The sequence below is a fragment of the Brenneria nigrifluens DSM 30175 = ATCC 13028 genome (assembly GCF_005484965.1).
Taxonomy (GTDB): Bacteria; Pseudomonadota; Gammaproteobacteria; order Enterobacterales; family Enterobacteriaceae; genus Brenneria; species Brenneria nigrifluens.
Window position 1 is genome coordinate 4,223,839 of sequence record NZ_CP034036.1, and the last position, 17,502, is coordinate 4,241,340.

Genomic DNA, 17,502 nt, shown 5'->3' on the forward strand with positions numbered 1-17,502 from the left:
ATACCGATGTCAGCGTCAGGCGAAGCGGGAATTAAATCGTAAGCCGGGTATTTTCCCTGATTTAACGGTGATACACAATCAGTGAACTGCAAGCGGCGGAAATTGCGCCCTGCGTGGACAACGCGCAGGGCGGCTTCACGCCGCCGCAACGGCGACAAGGTTGACGACAAAGGCCGGGCTTATGACGTGCGCGGCGGCGTCGGTTCAGGCGCCCAGAGTAGCGCCGCCGTCAATAACGATATCCTGTAGCGTGATATGGCCGGCAACATCGGACGCCATAAACAAAATGGCGTCGGCGATATCCTGCGGACGGGCGATTTTCCCCAGCGGAATACCCAGTTTGAACTGCTCGGGAAAACCGTCGATGGTGGACTGCTCCCCCGCCGGCGACGCCCACATGCCGCGCAGCATGGGGGTGTCCGTCGAGCCCGGCGAGATCAGATTGCAGCGCACGCCATACGGCGCCAGTTCAAGCCCCGCGGTCAGACACAGGCTGCGCACCGCCGCCTTGGACGCGCAGTAGGCGGCCATGCCCACGCGGGGAACGTGCGCGGCATTGGACGCCACCGTCACAATGGCCCCGGCGCGCTGGCGCTGAAACTGCGGGATCGCCGCCTGCAACAGATTGAATACGCCGCCCGCGTTGACCGCCAGGCAATCCTGCCAGTCCTGCTGACTAAGCTTTTCCGTCGCCCCCATACGCAGAATACCGGCGCCGTTGACCAGCACATCCAGCCGCGGCGTTTGCGACAGCAGCGCGCCGCAACGCTCGGCAACGGCGGCGGCGTCGCGAATATCCAGTTGGCAGGGGGTAAAAGGCAATGCCGTATCCGGGAACGCCAGATCAAACCCCACCACCCCGGCCCCCGCCTCTACGAAGCGGCACGCCGTTTCATAGCCGATACCGCGACCGGCGCCGGTTACCCATACCTGTTTGCCGCTGAAATCAAAGCGGGCGCTCATGCTTCCTCCCGCTGCGGCTGCGCCAGCAATGTCAGCCAGTGGGTGATGGTCGGGCGTTTTACCAGGGCCACGAAATCCACATCGTGGCCCTGCTGACGCCAGCGCGCCGCCAGCGACATGATGCGTACGGAGTCCAGCCCGTAATCCAGCAGGTTTTCGTCATCGTCCACCTCGCCGCAATCCTCATCCAGAAGCGGCAACAGCTCCGCCCGCAGACGGAATTTTCCGTACCCTTGCGCAGCGGGTTCATCCGCTACCAGTTGGTCGGTGGCGACCACCCGGGCGCAGCGGCCGGCGCCATAGCGCAGGGCCATCATATGCTCCTCCAGGGAGAAATCGGCCAGCGCGTCGGCCACCATAAAGGGCTTAATATCGCGCATAAAAGCATCGTTGGCCGTGGTAAGGCAGCCGATATGGGCGTAAACGCCGCATATAATCAGTTGATCGCGACCGGCGTCGCGCAGCCGTTGTTCCAGGTCGGTGCGCAAAAACGCGCTATAGCGCCATTTCACCAGCACGGTATCCGCGCCCTCCGGCGTCAGGGCGTCGGTGATGTTCTGCTGTTCGGGATAGTTATTCAGCCCCGGCCCCCACATATCGTTCAACAACGCCCGGTCGGCGGCGCTCTGATTATTCGGCTGGGCGGTGTAGAACACCGGAATGCCGTGCTGACGGCAAAACTTTTTCAGGCGCGCTATATTGTCGATAAGCCGGGCGGTCAGCGGGCTGTTCTCCCCCCAGAAATTAAGAAAATAGCGCTGCATATCGTGGATAAGCAACGCCGCCCGCGCCGTTTCCAGCGGCCAGTTCACCTTGTTGTCGGGCAGCGCGTCCGCCGACGGCAGAGGGTAGCTATTCAGTTTGGGAATACTCATGGATGACTCTCCTGCGGGATAAGCTGCTGCGCCATCTCGCGCAAACGCTGTTTATCAACTTTACCCACCGGCGTTTCCGGTAACGCAGGCAGGCTTGCAAAACGATCCGGCAATTTGTAATCGGCAATGCCCTGCTCGCGCAGATGACGGCGCAGCGCCACGGATTTGATCGCTTCCCGGCAAACGACGAAAGCGCAGCTCTTTTCCCCCATCATCGGATCGGGAATCGCCACCAGCGCGGCGTTGATCACCTGAGGATGGCGTAAAAGCAGGTTTTCAATCTCCTCGGCGGCAATCTTTTCGCCGCCGCGGTTAATCTGATCTTTCTCCCGCCCCACCACCTGCAAGTAGCCGTCCTCGCGCTGGATCACCACATCGCCGGAGCAGTAGAAACCCTGTTCATCAAATACCTGCCGGTTATGCTGCGGACTGCGGTAATAGCCCCGAAAGGTGTAGGGGCCGCGGGTCATCAGGCGCCCTGCCTGTCCGCGCGGTTGAGGGTTGCCAGCGGCATCGGCCACCCAGACTTCGTCATCTGTACTGATGGGACGCCCCTGGGTGGTGAAAATACGCTCATCGTCGTCGTCCAGACGGGTGTAGTTCACCAGCCCTTCCGCCATGCCGAACACCTGCTGGAGCCGGCATCCCAGTTCGGCGGGAATGCGCCGGGCCAGCGCTTCGCTCAGCCGCGCGCCGCCGACCTGTAATAATTCCAGGCTGTGCAGCGCCGTGCGCTGCCCGGCCAGCGCGACCGCCTCCAGCCATAGGCTTACCGCCGGCGGCACCAGCGCCGTAACGTTAACCCGATGCCGTTCAATCAGCGGGAAACAGTGGGTCGCGCTGGGGTCGCTCGCCATCACCACCGTTCCCCCGGCATAGAACACGCCCAGCGCGCCCGGCGAACTCAGCGGGTAGTTATGGGCGGCCGGCAGGGCGCACAGGTAGCGGGTTTGGGCGTCAAAACGGCAAATATCCACGCTGGCGCGGATACTGTAGTAGTAATCGTTATGGGTACGGGGAATCAGTTTCGGCGTGCCGGTGCTGCCGCCGGATAGTTGGAAAAACGCCACCTCGTCCGGCGGCGTCGGCGAGGAAAGATTATCATCCCCGCTTTCCTGCAGCAGATGGTGCAAATCGCGCTCAGGATCGCCGTCGCCGCGCAGTATGATCTGTTGTAAAGAAGGGTGACTCTGTTGCAGCGTCGCAATAAACCTATCGTCCTGGAACAGCTCATGGCCGCGATCGGCGATCAGCAACGCCGGCGCGATCTGCTGCGCATAGGCGCTCAATTCACTGCGCTGATGGTTGAACAGCGCGTTCACCGGCACCACGCCAATACGCAGCAAGGCGAAATAGGTCTGGTAAAATTCGGCGATATTCCCCAACTGCACCAGCGCCGTTTGTCCGCGCCGCACGCCGCGCCGCGTCAGCGCGCCCGCCAGGCGGTTGACGCTGTGGTTTAGCTGGCGATAGCTGAAACGGCGATCGCCGTCGATCAGCGCCAGCGCATCGTTGTCTTTGTGGCGGCTGAGAATATCGCCCAGCGGCCGGTCGGTCCAATAGCCGCGCTCACGATAGCGCTGCTCCAGCGCTGCAGGCCAGCGGTTGAATTCAATGTTCATGCGACACACTCCCGATCGTTGGTTATCCCAAAGGCGTTGAGCATGGTGCTCAGCTTCACGCCGGTTTCGTTCCATTCGGAAACCGGCTGCGAATCCGGCACGATGCCGGCGCCGGCAAACAGCGTCACCCGGTTGTCACGTACTTCGCCGCAGCGGATGGTGACCACCCACTCGCCGTTGCCCCGCGCATCGCACCAGCCGACGATGCCGCCGAACAGCCCGCGATCGAAGGGTTCCAGGGAGGCGATCAGGGAACGCGCCGCCTGGAACGGCGTACCGCACAGCGCCGGGGTGGGATGGAGAAGACAGGCCATAGAGAGTGCGTTTTCCCGCGCATCGTCGACCTCGGCGGTAATTTTGGTCGCCAGATGCCACAGCACAGGCGTCGCCAGCAGTGACGGCGTTTCCGGTATCTGCAAGGCGCGGCAGCGGGAAGCCAGCGTCTGCCGCATCGTATCGATGACTAACCGGTGTTCATGGCGATCTTTATCTGAACGCATCAGCGACTGCTGCAAACGACGGTTTTCCGCCGGGTCGTCACTGCGCCGGGCCGAGCCGGCCAGCGGTTGTGAAGTCACCACCTTGCCCTGCTGGCGCAGCAGCAGTTCCGGGCTGGCCCCCAGCAGCGCCCCCTGCGCCAGCGGCACATGGAAATTATAACTTCCGGGATTTTGCCGATTGAGCAACAGCAGCAGATGTATGGAATTCAGCGGGCGATCGGTTTCAATCTCCAACAGACGCGAAAGCACCACCTTATTCAGCGCGCCGCTACGAGTGGCATTGACGCCGGCGGACACCATCCAACAGAAAACGTCATGGGCGGGGATCTGATGCAGTTGCCGGATGCGCAGCGGTTCTTCTTTCAACGCAATATCCGCCAGGGCATCACGCGAAAACCAGCGGCTGTCTTGGGGAACAAACAGGCTGGCGGGTTTTCTTTTGTCAAACGGGATAGCCCCGACGATCAGCGGGTTGGCTATTCCATCGCGCTGCGCCCGGGCGAAAAGCTGACGCAATTGCTGCTGAAAATGGCCGTCAAGCGCCGCGCCACTATCCACCGGACAGTCCAGCGCCGCATAACACCCGCGCGCATGCAGGCTTTTACCCGGCGACAGAAAAAGAAAATCGTCGTTCTGCAGTTCGCTGACATCCAGATGTGGAGGTGTGGCAGATAGCGTAGACAAGATATATTCCTTATGTTCGTTGAATAATAACCGGTTGATGGGATTATTATTTCTGTTAACAAGGGGATTGCGTTAATGAATACGTTCTTTGGCTGACGTTAACGGATACCGGGCGACAACGTCCGCCGCCCGGTGTGCTTGCCAGGAATCACCAGCTATAGCTGACGCTGGCGATAATGCTACGGCCTACGCCATAGAAGCAGGCCGTAGCGCCGCTACATGACGCCACATAATGTTTGTCGCTCAGATTATTGACGTTAAGCTGCACCTCCGCCCCTTTCAACCTGGACGACGCTGCGCCCAGATCGTAACGCGCCATGGCGTCATACAGGGTATAGGCTGGCACAGTGAAATTCTCCGCATTATCGCCGTAGCTGGTGCCGATATAGCGCACCCCGGTGCCGACGGTAATCCCCTTCAGCGCGCCGCTCAGGAAACTGTAACTGCCCCAGGCGGATGCGCTATGCTTCGGAATGGCTGCTGGTGTCTTGCCCGCAGGATTGTTGTTACTGACACTTTCTTTCGTTTCGGCATCGGTATAGCTATAGGCCACCATCAGACTGATTTCCGGCGTCAATTGAGAACGGATTTCGGTTTCCAGTCCTTTGGAACGTACTTTACCAATCTGCTCGTTGTACTGAGTCACACTGTTATAAGAAGTAATATTTTCCTGGGTAATATCAAACAGCGAAAGGGTTAATAGCGTGTTGCTGTCTTTGGGTTGAAATTTCACCCCGACTTCCTTCTGTTCGCCGGTAGTGGGCTTAAAGGGATCGGAACCCGGTGCACCGGAACTCAGGTTTGGTTCGAACGATGTACTGTAGCTGATATAGGGAGAAATACCGTTATCAAAGGCGTATAGCAGACCGGTACGGCCGGTGAATTTGCTATCGTTTTGCTGCTCGGTAGTGTTGTTGGTACGGTCCAGCGTGCGCACCTCGCTCCAGTCATGGCGGCCGGACAGGAGCAGATTCCAGTTATTCCACTCCAGTTGATCCTGCAAGTAGACGCCCACCTGATCGAGCTTTTTCTTGGTACTATCAAATAACGGCAACTCGCCAATCGTAATGCCGTAAACCGGGTTGGCCCAGTCAAATGAACACTTGTCGCAAGAGAGCCGCCAATATTTATAATCGCGGTTTTGCCACTTATAATCCAGACCTCCGATGGCGCTGTGCTTGATCTGTCCAGTATAGAACTGTGCTTTCAACTGGTTATCCAGCCCAAGCTCATCAACCTTGGTTTGCTCTTTTGCAGGACGGCGCCCCAAAATGGTATCGGTATATGTCTCGCTGCCCGTGGTATAAACCAGATATCTATAGGTTTCATCCAACCGCGAGTAACGCACATTCTGCTGGAACGAAAATACATCGTTAATGGTGTGATCGAAAATATAGCCAATTGCCGTCTGTTCCCGTTTCGACTGATTATAGCTCGGTTCGCTAACGTTCATATCGTAAGGAATATAACCAGCAACGCTCTCCTTAACGGTACCGTATATTGGCAGGAAATTACGGTATCCGGCTTTCGGGTCGTTCTGATAGCTGGTCAGCAGGGTAAAACTGGTATCGGCATTAGGTAGCCAGGTCAGCGCCGGGGCGATGGCAACACGTTCCCGTTTAGAATCCTTGATGAATTCATGTTTAGTACTGGCAATTCCATTCAGACGGTAGAGCAGAGATTGATCGTCATTCAGCGCGCCGCCGAAATCAAATGCCGCCTCCGCCAGATGCTGATTACCGCCGCTAAACTTCACCTTGCGGATATCCTGCGCCGTCGGGCGCTTGCTGGTCATGCTGACCAATCCGCCGGGGTTGACCTGACCGTACAGCACCGAAGCCGGACCATGCACCAGTTCCACCCGCTCCAGCAGCCAGGGATCAAAAGTTCCTAACGCAGCACCCTGCCCGCTCAGTCCGTAGCTTAAGCCGTCCAGAAATTTAGGTGCAAAGCGAAAGCCGCGCACCACCACCTCATCATTGCGATTGGACGAACCACGGTAGTTGGTAAAGGCGCCGCTGGAATAACTCAACGCGTCCGATACCGAGGAAACCGCCTGGGCGTCCATCTGGTCGCGCGTGACGACGCTAATGGTTTGCGGGGTTTTGATTAATGGCGTGCTGGTTTTCGTCCCGGCGGCGCTTGCTTTGGCGACGATGCCTTTCAACGGCGCGGTAACGCTTTCCGCATTATCGCCTGCCGTAACGACGATGGTGTCATTACCGCCGGTTGTTGCAGCGTCAGTCGTGGCGGCATGGACCAGCGGCGATATCAGCAAAGTAGAAACAATAGCCAGCGGTATACGGTGATTATCAACACGGAAATTAATGAGACATGCTAACGGTTTCTTGGTCGTTTTAAACATAGATTCATCCCTTCAAAAAACAGCCTTGTCGTAAGTTCACTCAAGATGATTTGAGCTTCTTAAACCACCGCAAAGGCCGGAGCACACCTTATCCCCACTAAGTAACAACCGGTTTTCGCGTGGAATATTATGATTTAAAACAATCATATAAATAGCTCTTAATGTTCTCTCAGCGGGAAGAGAGATCGACATATTATTGCAAATGTAAATGAATCTCAATATTATTCGCGTTAACGTCAGAAATTGTAAAGCAACCGCGTCACCTTATCGCTTATGTCATGAAAAGGTAAGGAACGTAAACGTAACGAAAATCTCCGAGAGGTTTTAATGCTTAAAAAACAACCACCTGGAACTGCCACTGCGTTTCTCTCATCCGCGTCGGCAGGGGACTATCTCTGGTGGCGGCAGATAGCCGGAATCGGCACACCCTTAGTGGAAATCTGGAATGAAAAACAGGTTTGCATAACTTTTTTCTGGCGCGACCCGGCTGGTGACGAACATCGTTCCGCCATTCAGCAGGTTTATATTGATATCAATGGCGTTACCGATCATCACAGCGTTACGCCGCAAAGCATGCAACGTTTGTCCGGCACCGACGTCTGGCACTGGTCGCTGACTATCGAAGCGCAATGGCGCGGCAGCTACAACCTAATCCCCGTCACCCGCGAACAGCTACCGCCAGAATTTTATGGCGATGAGGAACAGCGCAGCCGGCAACAGCGTGAATGGTGGTGCTCGCTGTTTGCTTATGCCATTGCCGATCCCCTGAATCCGTTGAAACCTTACAGCGCCCATTGGGGAAACGTCCTTTCCCCCGCTCATATGCCCGCTGCGCCTGCTCAGCAGGCATGGCGACAGTGGGACAGCGGCGCGGCTCCGCAACCGGATCCCCGGCGGCTGCGACTTTTCCCGTGGCAAAGCGAACGACTGGGGAATCAACGGCGCATCTGGCTGTATACCACAGGCTTCAGCGAGACAGAGACGTCACGTCCGCTGGTGATCGTGCTGGATGGTCAGAAATGGGCGCAACAGCTTCCGCTGTTTTCCGCGCTGGATGCAGAAACGGCCGCTGGACGCCTGCCAGCGGCGGTGTGGTTATTCGTTGACGTGATCGACATGCAATACCGCGAGCGGGAACTGACCTGCAATGCGGATTTCTGGTTGGCGGTACAGGAGGAACTGCTGCCGCTGGCGGCACGGTATGCCGCCTTTAGCGACGATCCCGATCGCACCGTGGTATCGGGACAGAGCTACGGCGGGTTGTCCGCACTTTACGCCGGCCTGTTCTGGCCGCAACGCTTTGGCCGGGTACTTACCCAGTCGGGCTCTTTCTGGTGGCCGAATATAAAAAGCCTTACGCCCGCAGCCCGCCGTCCGGAGCATGACGTTGGCTGGCTGATCAAGCAGGTTAGGCAAGGCGCCGGCAGCCAATCGCCGCTGACCGTCTTTCAGGAAGCAGGGAAGCGTGAAGACGATATCAACATGGTAAATCAACAAATGTATCAGGCGCTGATTGCCGCCGGCCACCAGGTGAACTATCGGGTGTATGACGGCGGGCACGACTCGCTGTGCTGGCGAGGCGGATTAATTGACGGATGCCGCTGGCTATTGTCCGGCGGCATCACACCAACAGACCATGAATTGACAGGTGAACGCGATGAGTCAGGAACAGTTGAACCCTTTTGATGACGACAGCCTTACATTTTTTGTGCTGATCAACGAGCAGCAGCAGTACAGCTTATGGCCGGCGTTTGCCGTGCTGCCGGCAGGCTGGGAGAGCGTATACGGGCCGCACTCCCGCGCGGCATGTATTGAATATACTGAAAAACACTGGCTCGATATGCGCCCCGCCAGTCTGCGCGCCGCATCTTAAGCACAATGCCAAATGCAGTAACCCGCCGGGTGCTGCCTTTCCCATTTGCCAAGCAAGGAAAACACCGTGTCAGAAACAGGATTAGCGCCTGAGATACAGGCGGATTTTCAGGAACTGCCCCTGGTGGCGGCCCAACCCGGTATCTGGTTCGCCGAGCAGATAGCCGCCCAGCGTAATGCTTTTACCGTCGCCCACGTTATTGAACTGTGCGGCCCGGTGGATAGGGATTGTCTGGACGCGGCAATACGTCAGGGACTGTCTGAAGCCGATACGGTACATGCCCGCTTCTGCCTGAGTGAATCGGATACGCCGGTTCAGCGACTTCCCCGCCGCGTGCAGGCGCCGCAGGTCAATGCGCCGGAATGGCTGGACGTCAGCGAGGAAGGCGAAAACGCCGCCCATGCGTTAATACAGGACGATCTGGCAAGCGATCTGCCCGCCGATGGCGCGCGCCCGCTTTACCGCCAGGTGCTCATGCGGGTATCCGCACAGCCGGAGCGCTGGTTCTGGTATCAGCGTTTCCATCATCTGATGCTGGACGGTTTCAGTTTTGATGCGCTGACCCGACGCATCGTGGATATTTACAATGCCCGGCGTAACGGCCAATCCCCCGGCGATACGCCCTTTACCCCGTTCAGCCAGGTGGTGGACGAATATCAGGCATGGCAGTCTTCCGCATCCTGTCGGCGGGCGGCGGCATTCTGGCAAGAACATGCCCGCGATTTACCGGCCCCGGTTTCACTGGCCGGCGAAGTCTGTAGCCCGGTGCCGCAGGGCGCGCGAACGCTGCACCACAGGTTGAACCTGGCCGTGTCGCCGTTTGAGGCGCTTAACGCGGATGAGGATTTAGCGCGGGCCGAACCGGCGGAAATCGTTATGGCGGCGCTGTATATCTATCTGTATCGCATGAGCGGTTCGCCGCGCCTGTCCGTAGGATTCCCTTTTATGCGCCGTATGGGCTCGGCGGCGCTGTGCGCGATCGGCCCGGTGGTGAACGTACTGCCGCTCCAGTTAACGCTGCGCCCGGACATAACGCTGGCCGAGGTGACCCAGGCGTTGCTTGACGAAATCAAGACCGTGCGCCGCCATCAGCGTTACGAAGCGGAGCAGCTGCGCCGCGATCTCGGCCGGGTGGGCAGCAGCGAAGGGCTGTACGGACCGGTCATCAACTTTAAAGTGTATAACGCGGCGCTAAAGCTGGACGGCACCACGGCAATTACCCATACGCTGGCGATGGGGCCGGTGGACGATCTGGAGTTTGAGCTGGGCATTGGTGATGGCAAGCTGCATCTGACGCTGGCGGCAAACCCCGGCCGTTATAATGCGCAAACCCTGCAATGGCACGCGGAACGCATTGCTTACCTGCTGAAACAGCTGCTGCAACAGCCCCGCCAGCCTATCAGCCGCTTCTCTGTGGTCAGTGACGATGAACAGCGGCGTATGGCGCTCTGGGCCTGCGGACCGCGTCTGGCGATGCCGACCGGCGCTGTATCCGTGGTGGACAGACTGCTGCACCAGGTGGAAAAACAGCCGGACGCCGTGGCGGTCCGTTGCGGCGAGGCCAGCCTGAGCTACCGGGAACTCGCCGACCGTGTCATGCAACTGGCGCGCGTACTGATCGCGCGCGGGCTGGGCGCCGAAGATGTGGTTGCCGTCGGTATTCCCCGTTCAACGGACTCACTGGTGGCGATCTTCGGCGTACTGGCCAGCGGCGCTGCCTATATGCCGCTGGATCTGGATTATCCCCGTGAACGTCTGGCGCTGATGTGCGAGGATGCCCGGCCGGCGCTCTTGCTGACCCACCGTACGGTCGCCGAACGGATGCCGGCCCTGCCGCAGACGCTCTGTCTGGATGATGCCGATGCGCAGGCCGCGTGCCGTGAGATGTCGTCAGCCCCGGTGAGAGACGCGGAACGCCGGGAAGCGCTACGCGGCGAGCATCTGGCCTACATGATTTATACCTCCGGTTCTACCGGACGGCCCAAAGGGGTAATGAGCACCCACGGCGGATTACTGAATCTGCTGGCGTCGCACGCCGCTTTCCTGTTCGGTCCGGCGATGGAAACCTTTTCCCGCCGCTACGGCCGTCGCCTGCGCGCGGGCCATACCGCCTCTTTCTCCTTTGACTCATCCTGGGAGCCGCTATTCTGTCTGATCCTGGGCTGCGAGCTGTATATTTTTAACGAGGAACTGCGGCGCGACGCCTGGGCGCTGGTGCAGCATCTGCATCAGACACCCGTCGACCTGATGGACGTTACCCCCTCTTTCTTTTCTCAGATGATCGACAGCGGACTGCTGGAGCCGGGCACGCCCAAACCCGGTTTCATTATGATTGGCGGCGAGGCCGCCACCCCGCGGCTATGGCAACTGATGCGGCAACAGTCGGATATGGCGATCCATAACTATTACGGGCCGTCGGAATACACCATCGATACGTTGGGCGCCGCTATCCAGACCGCCGCGCAGCCGGTTATCGGCCGGCCGGTGGCCAATACCGATGTCTGGTTGCTGGATCACCGTTTACAGCCGGTGCCGCCCGGCGTGGCGGGAGAGCTATATATTTCCGGACCGGGCATCGCGCGCGGCTATCTGCGCCGTCCGGATCTGACCGCCACCCGCTTTGTGGCCAATCCGTTCCGCCCCGGCGAGGTGATGTATCGCACCGGGGATTTGATGCGCTGGCGCAGTGACGGACAACTGGCTTTTATCGGCCGGGTCGATCATCAGATTAAAATCCGCGGTTTTCGCGTTGAATTGGGCGAAGTGGAAAATGCGCTGGTCGCCTTGCCGCAAGTCAGCACCGCCGTGGCGATCGCCGAATCCGTCGGGGCGACCCACCGTTTAATCGGTTATTGTTCCGTGCCCGACGCCGCGCTGCGCGAACAACCGGACATCTCATCGCGCCTGCTGGAACAGTTGGCCGCGCAATTGCCGGATTATATGGTGCCGTCGGTATTGGTGGTGTTGGAAGAGCTCCCCCTGACGGTGAACGGCAAGATCGATCGCCAGGCGCTGCCTGCCCCTCAGCCGGCACAGCCGCACCAGAGCCGGGATGCGCAAGGCGAACAGGAGATATTGATTTGTCAGTCCATTGCCGCGCTACTGGGACTGGAGCGTATCGGAGCCGACGACGACTTCTTTGCGTCCGGCGGCGACAGCATTTCCGCCATGGGACTAGGCACGCTGCTGCGGCGGGCGGGCTGGCAATTACGTCCGAGGGATATTTTCGCCCAGCGTACCCCGGCACGCATGGCGTCGGTCATGGAGCCGCTGTCAACGCCGTCGCGCGCGCCCCGCTCCCCGCAGCGCGGCCCGATTGACGGTTTACCCATATTACGCTGGTTCGCCGAACAGGGTATCAACCGACGCTTTGCTCACGGCGTCTTCCTGCGTGTCCCGGCGGCCTTACAGCAAGCGCATCTGGAACAGGCGCTGGCGGCGCTGAGCGCTACGCATCCGGCGCTGGCGGCCTTTACCCGGGACGATCGCCTGATCGTCGGCGAACAACCGCCGGTTACCCTGCCGTCACGCTGTGAAGTGCGGCAAATCGCTGACGATCTCGCCGCCAGCGCCGAACGCGCCTTTGACGCGGCGCTGGAAAAACTGCAACCGGCGGCGGGTCTGATGATGCACGCCGTGTTATTACAGCGGGAAAACCAGTCGTGCGGTCTGGTGATGGTCATACACCATCTGGTGGTGGATGGCGTGTCATGGCGCATCCTGCTGCCCGCGTTACAGCAGGCGGCGGAAGCGGCCATGGCCGGACAGGCCATCGCTCTGACGCCGGAAACGGCATCGCTGCATGACTGGTCGTCCTGGCTGCTGGAGGATCTTCCGCGACGCCAGGCCGAATTGCCGTTATGGCAGTCAATGTTGCAGGCGCCGCTCCCTTTATTGGGGCAAAGACCGTTGGATGCCGCGCAGGATCGCCAACAGGCGCAGCGGGAAAAACGACTATTGCTTGATGCCGCGCCTACCACGGCGCTGCTGACATCGCTGCCGCAACGTTACCGGGCGGGAACGGAAGAGATGCTGCTCGCCGCGCTGGGACTTGCCTGCCAGCGCTATTACGGCGTATCGCAATTGCGCGTGATGCTTGAATCGCACGGCCGGGCGGACGTGGCGAATAGCGTGGATCTCTCCCGTACCCTTGGCTGGCTGACGGCGGAATATCCCGTACAGATGGCCTGGCCGGCAACCACGGCCGATACGCCATGGCAGGTGGTGCGGGCGGTAAAACGCGTAGTGCGGGCCATCCCGGATCGCGGCATTGGCTACGGCATGTTGCGTTACCTGGACGACACCGCTGCCAACCCGCTGCCGACGCTGGCGCGCCAACATGCGCCTGAAATTCTGTTCAACTACCTGGGGCGCTTCAGCGGCGGAAACGCGCTGTGGACGCCGCAGCGCACGGAGCGCCGTTTCCGTGACGCGTTCGCGGTGGCGCAGGACGGCCACACGCCGCTCGGCTACGCGCTGGAAATCAATATCTTTGTCGATGAACAGTCGCCCGCGCCGCGTCTGGCCGTTCATTGGGGATGGGCCGACGGCATCTTCACCGAACAGGATATCGACGCGCTTCATCAGCATCTGGCGCAGGCCGTGGAGAGGCTGGCGGACTTTGCCCGCCGGCATCCGGCGCAAGCGGCGGATACGCTGGTGGCGGCGGAAGTGATGCAGGAAGGAGTAACGGATGACCAACTGCTGCGGCTGCGGCAGGTTCACGGCCCGCTGGCCGCGGTATTGCCGGTTTTGCCGCTGCAACAGGGTTTATTGTTCCATGCCCAGCTTGCGGACAGTGCCGGCAGCTATAACTCCGTAACGCGCTTGTCCCTGCACGGCGCACTGGACAGCGCCCAGCTCAGACAGGCGCTGGAAACCGTCGTCCGCCGCCATCCGCAACTGACGGCGCGTTTCGATACCGAGCTGACTCAGACGCCGCTGCAACTGCTGCCGCTATTGCGCGATGACGAAACCTACTGGCCGTTTGATGAGCAAGCGCTGCCCGCCCTGTCTCCCCAGGCTGAAACCGACGCGCTGCTGGCGCTGGAGAAAAGCGAACTGGCGCGCGATCTGTTCCGCCAGCCGCACGCCATGCTGCATGCGTTACTGGTACGACATGGCGAATCATCCCGCCATACGCTGTTTCTCAATGCCCATCATCTGGTGGTGGATGGCTGGTCGACGCCGATATTGCTGCACGATCTGTTCACCATCCTGCAGCAGGGTGAAACCGCGCTGGCAGCGCACCGGGTAAGCTACCCGCAGGTCGTCCGCCAATTGGCGGATCGGAACGCCGACACCGCCCGTCAGCGCTGGCGCGAGGCGCTGCACGGCGTCAGGCCGACGCTGCTGTTTGGCGAACAACCGCACGACGGCGCGGTTCATGAACTGGAACTGCTGCCGGAACCCCGGCTGGAACAGGAATTGACGCAGCTCTGCCGGCGGTACGGCCTGACGCTCAATACCCTGATGCAGGGGGTCTGGGGCGTGCTGCTCAGCAGCTACAGCGGATTTAACGATGTGATCTTCGGCTCACCGGTATCGGGCCGTTTTGGTCAGATAGACGGGCTGGAGCAGCATGTCGGGCTGTTCAGCAATACGCTGCCGGTACGCGTAACCTTTTCCCCCGATCGGCCGTTACTCAGCCAGCTTGCCGAGCTACAGTCCCGGCAAATTCAACTGATTGAATACGACAATCTGGGGTTGGGAGAAATCCAGCAACTGGCCGGCGCGGGCACGCTGTTTGATACATTACTGGTGGTGGAAAATTATCCCGATCACGCTATTGCCGACGACGAAAAAACGGCGCTGCGCTGTAGCCACATCAATAACCGGGGCTATACCCACTATCCGCTGACCCTGCTGGTGCTGCCGGGCGAACGTCTGCGTCTGCTGATGGAGTATCGCGACAGCGTAGCGCACCCGCAACGTCTGGCGCAGCGGCTGATGCTGTTGCTGGAACAACTGGTTCGGCAGACGGATTTACCGCTCGGCGCCTGGCGGCTACAGACGCCGGAAGAGCAAGCGCTGATCGCCGCGGTAAATGGGACCGCGCATCATGTGCCGCCAGGCACGCTGCACCAGGCGGTGGACGAACAGGCCCGTCGTACGCCGGATCGCGTGGCGCTGCTGGATCGCGAGCACCGGTTGACCTACCGCCAGATGCGGACTCAGGTACAACTGCTGGCGGAACGCCTGATCGCCGCCGGCGTGCGGCCGGGGGATATCGTGGCGGTCGCCCTGCCGCGCTCGGTGCGCCTTAGCCTGTCGCTGCAGGCTATTCTGGAAGCCGGCGCCGCATGGCTGCCGCTGGATACCGGCTACCCCGACGAACGGCTGGCGCTGATGGTGGACGATGCCAGCCCGCGCCTGATCATCACGGAAAGCGGGCTGCAAACCCGTTTTGCGCCGTTGGCTCCTCTGCTACTGCTGGATCGCCTGGCCGATGAACGCCGGCAACCGACCGCGCCCGACATCAGGGTCGATCCAAGGCAGGCCGCCTACGTTATCTACACCTCCGGCTCTACCGGGCGCCCCAAAGGGGTGGTGGTCAGCCATCAGGCCATTGTCAATCGCCTGTGGTGGATGCAGGACAGCTACCGCCTTACCGACGACGACGTGGTGTTGCAAAAAACCCCCTGTAGCTTTGACGTATCGGTATGGGAGTTCTTCTGGCCGTTGATGACCGGCGCAAGTCTGGTGATGGCGCCGCCGGAGGCGCACCGCGATCCCGATGCGCTGCGGCAGCTGATCGACGATTATGCGGTCACCACGCTGCATTTCGTGCCCTCCATGCTGGCAGCCTGGGTGAGTGCGCTGGCATCGCGTCAGCAGATCGGCTGTACCAGCCTGCGGCGGGTATTCTGTAGCGGCGAGGCGCTTTCACGAGAGCTGGCGCTCAGCTACCAGTCCTCGATCGCCGCGCCGCTGCACAATTTGTACGGCCCGACGGAAGCCGCGGTCGACGTCACCTATCAGCCTGCCTCCGGCGCAGCGCTGACGCGCATTCATGCGCCCGGCGTTCCGATCGGTCTACCGGTGTGGAATACCCAACTGCGTATTCTGGACGGCTATCTGCGCCCGGTGCCGGTGGGTGTGGCCGGCGACTTATATCTCTGCGGTATTCAGTTGGCGCAGGGCTATCTGCGCCGCCCCGATCTGACGGCCGCCCGGTTTGTGGCCGACCCGTTCGCCGAGGGGGAACGAATGTATCGCACCGGGGATATCGCCCGCTGGCTTGACGATGGCGCAGTGGAATACCTCGGGCGCAGCGACGACCAGTTGAAAATCCGCGGCCAGCGCATTGAACTGGGAGAAATTGAACAGACCTTGCTGGCGCAGCCGGGCGTCATGCAGGCGGTGGTGTGCGCCCGTAACCTGGGACAGGCCTCGCTGGCTGGCGCCGATGCGCGTCAACTGGTCGCCTGGATCATCCCGCAAGCGGGCGTCGCGCTGGATACCGATGACCTGCATCAGGCGCTGACGCAGCAGTTGCCCGCACATATGCTGCCGGTCTGCTATGTACCGATGAGCGAATTTCCCCTCAGCGCCAACGGTAAACTGGACCGGAAGGCATTGCCGGATCCGCAAATGCGACGGGAGAGCGGCCGCGTACCGGCGTCCGACACCGAGCGCTTACTGGCTTCCCTGTTTGCCGAGATTCTCGAACGGGATACGGTGTTTGCCGATGAGGATTTCTTTGCGCTGGGGGGACACTCGCTGCTGGCGATGCGCCTGACGGCGGAAATCCGTCGTCGTCTGCATCAGCCGCTGAGCGTCGGCCAGATTATGGCGGCCCGCAGCGTTGAAAAAATCGCGGCGTTGCTCGACGGGCAACAGAGCGCCGATTCGGCGGAAAGTCGGGGGATTGGCGAAACCATGCCGTTGCGCGCGGGCACAGGCCCGGTACTGTTCTGCCTGCATCCGGCCTCCGGTTTTGCCTGGCAGTATGCGGGGTTGCTGCGTTACCTTGACGGCAAGTATCCGATAGTCGGGCTGCAATCGCCGCGACCGCAAGGGGTTATCGCCCGTTGTAACGATGTGGCGGCGATGTGCGAGCATCATCTGGACGCCATCCGTCGCATTCAGCCGGAAGGCCCGTACTTCCTGCTGGGATATTCGCTGGGCGGCACGCTAGCGCAGGGGATCGCCGCGCGGCTACAACAGGCGGGACAATCGGTGGCGTTCCTTGGTCTGCTGGATACCTATCCGCCGGAAGGGCAGGACTGGACCGGTCCCAGCGAAGAGGAGGCCCGTCAGGAGGTGGCGCATGAACAGGCCGCCTTTATGGCGGCGACGGAAGAAGAGTCTGATCCGCAGTTGCGGGCTGAGAAAGCAGCGATGTTCAACAGTATCGTTGCCAACTATAAGGATGCGGTGCGTTTACTGTCGGACGCCGCCACACCTCATTACGCGGGTGTGGCCACGCTGTTTATCGCCACACACACGCTGCCGGCGGGAATGGATGTGTCGGCAGCCTGGGCGCCCTACGTCGGCGCGCTGACGACCTATCCGCAGCCTTGCGAACACGCCGATATTCTGTCGCCGGCGTCATTGACGCATCTGGGACCGCAGTTGAGCCGCCTGTTGTCAGACTACCCGCAGCTTGCACGATAAA

8 protein-coding genes are annotated in these 17,502 nt (G+C 60.3%); 3 read left to right on the top strand and 5 right to left on the bottom strand.

The window, feature by feature from the left end:
* Positions 1-204 precede the first annotated feature (204 nt).
* The 5 genes from dhbA to EH206_RS19895 form a co-directional block, all read right to left on the bottom strand.
* A complete protein-coding gene (gene dhbA, locus EH206_RS19875; protein ID WP_009114576.1) occupies positions 205-963 on the bottom strand; it encodes a 2,3-dihydro-2,3-dihydroxybenzoate dehydrogenase in 759 nt (252 codons plus the stop codon).
* The gene (locus EH206_RS19880) at positions 960-1,838 is read right to left on the bottom strand and encodes an isochorismatase (RefSeq protein ID WP_009114577.1); all 879 of its coding nucleotides are present in this window, start codon (positions 1,836-1,838) and stop codon (positions 960-962) included. The genes dhbA and EH206_RS19880 overlap by 4 nt, the downstream gene beginning before the upstream one ends.
* Complete coding sequence (locus EH206_RS19885) at positions 1,835-3,460, bottom strand: (2,3-dihydroxybenzoyl)adenylate synthase (protein ID WP_009114578.1); 1,626 nt, start codon at positions 3,458-3,460, stop codon at positions 1,835-1,837. Before EH206_RS19885 ends, EH206_RS19880 begins: the two co-directional genes overlap by 4 nt.
* Positions 3,457-4,644 carry an isochorismate synthase gene (locus tag EH206_RS19890; protein ID WP_009114579.1) on the bottom strand — a complete coding sequence of 396 codons (1,188 nt, stop codon included), beginning with the start codon at positions 4,642-4,644 and terminating at the stop codon, positions 3,457-3,459. The genes EH206_RS19885 and EH206_RS19890 overlap by 4 nt, the downstream gene beginning before the upstream one ends.
* Positions 4,645-4,792: 148 nt before the next feature.
* Positions 4,793-7,009, bottom strand: coding sequence for a TonB-dependent siderophore receptor (locus tag EH206_RS19895; RefSeq protein WP_009114580.1), 2,217 nt, complete (start codon positions 7,007-7,009; stop codon positions 4,793-4,795).
* Positions 7,010-7,336: 327 nt separating this feature from the next.
* Here EH206_RS19895 and fes point away from each other — a divergent pair, with 327 nt between their 5' ends.
* The 3 genes from fes to EH206_RS19910 all read left to right on the top strand — a co-directional run bounded on the left by fes (position 7,337) and on the right by EH206_RS19910 (position 17,501).
* Entirely contained in the window at positions 7,337-8,695 is a 1,359-nt protein-coding gene (gene fes, locus EH206_RS19900) for an enterochelin esterase (RefSeq protein WP_009114581.1), read from the top strand.
* Positions 8,667-8,882 carry an MbtH family protein gene (locus EH206_RS19905; RefSeq protein WP_009114582.1) on the top strand — a complete coding sequence of 72 codons (216 nt, stop codon included), beginning with the start codon at positions 8,667-8,669 and terminating at the stop codon, positions 8,880-8,882. Before fes ends, EH206_RS19905 begins: the two co-directional genes overlap by 29 nt.
* 66 nt (positions 8,883-8,948) lie before the next feature.
* On the top strand, positions 8,949-17,501 hold the full coding sequence (locus EH206_RS19910) for an amino acid adenylation domain-containing protein (RefSeq protein ID WP_009114583.1): 8,553 nt from the start codon (positions 8,949-8,951) through the stop codon (positions 17,499-17,501).
* The last annotated feature ends 1 nt before the right edge of the window (position 17,502 follow it).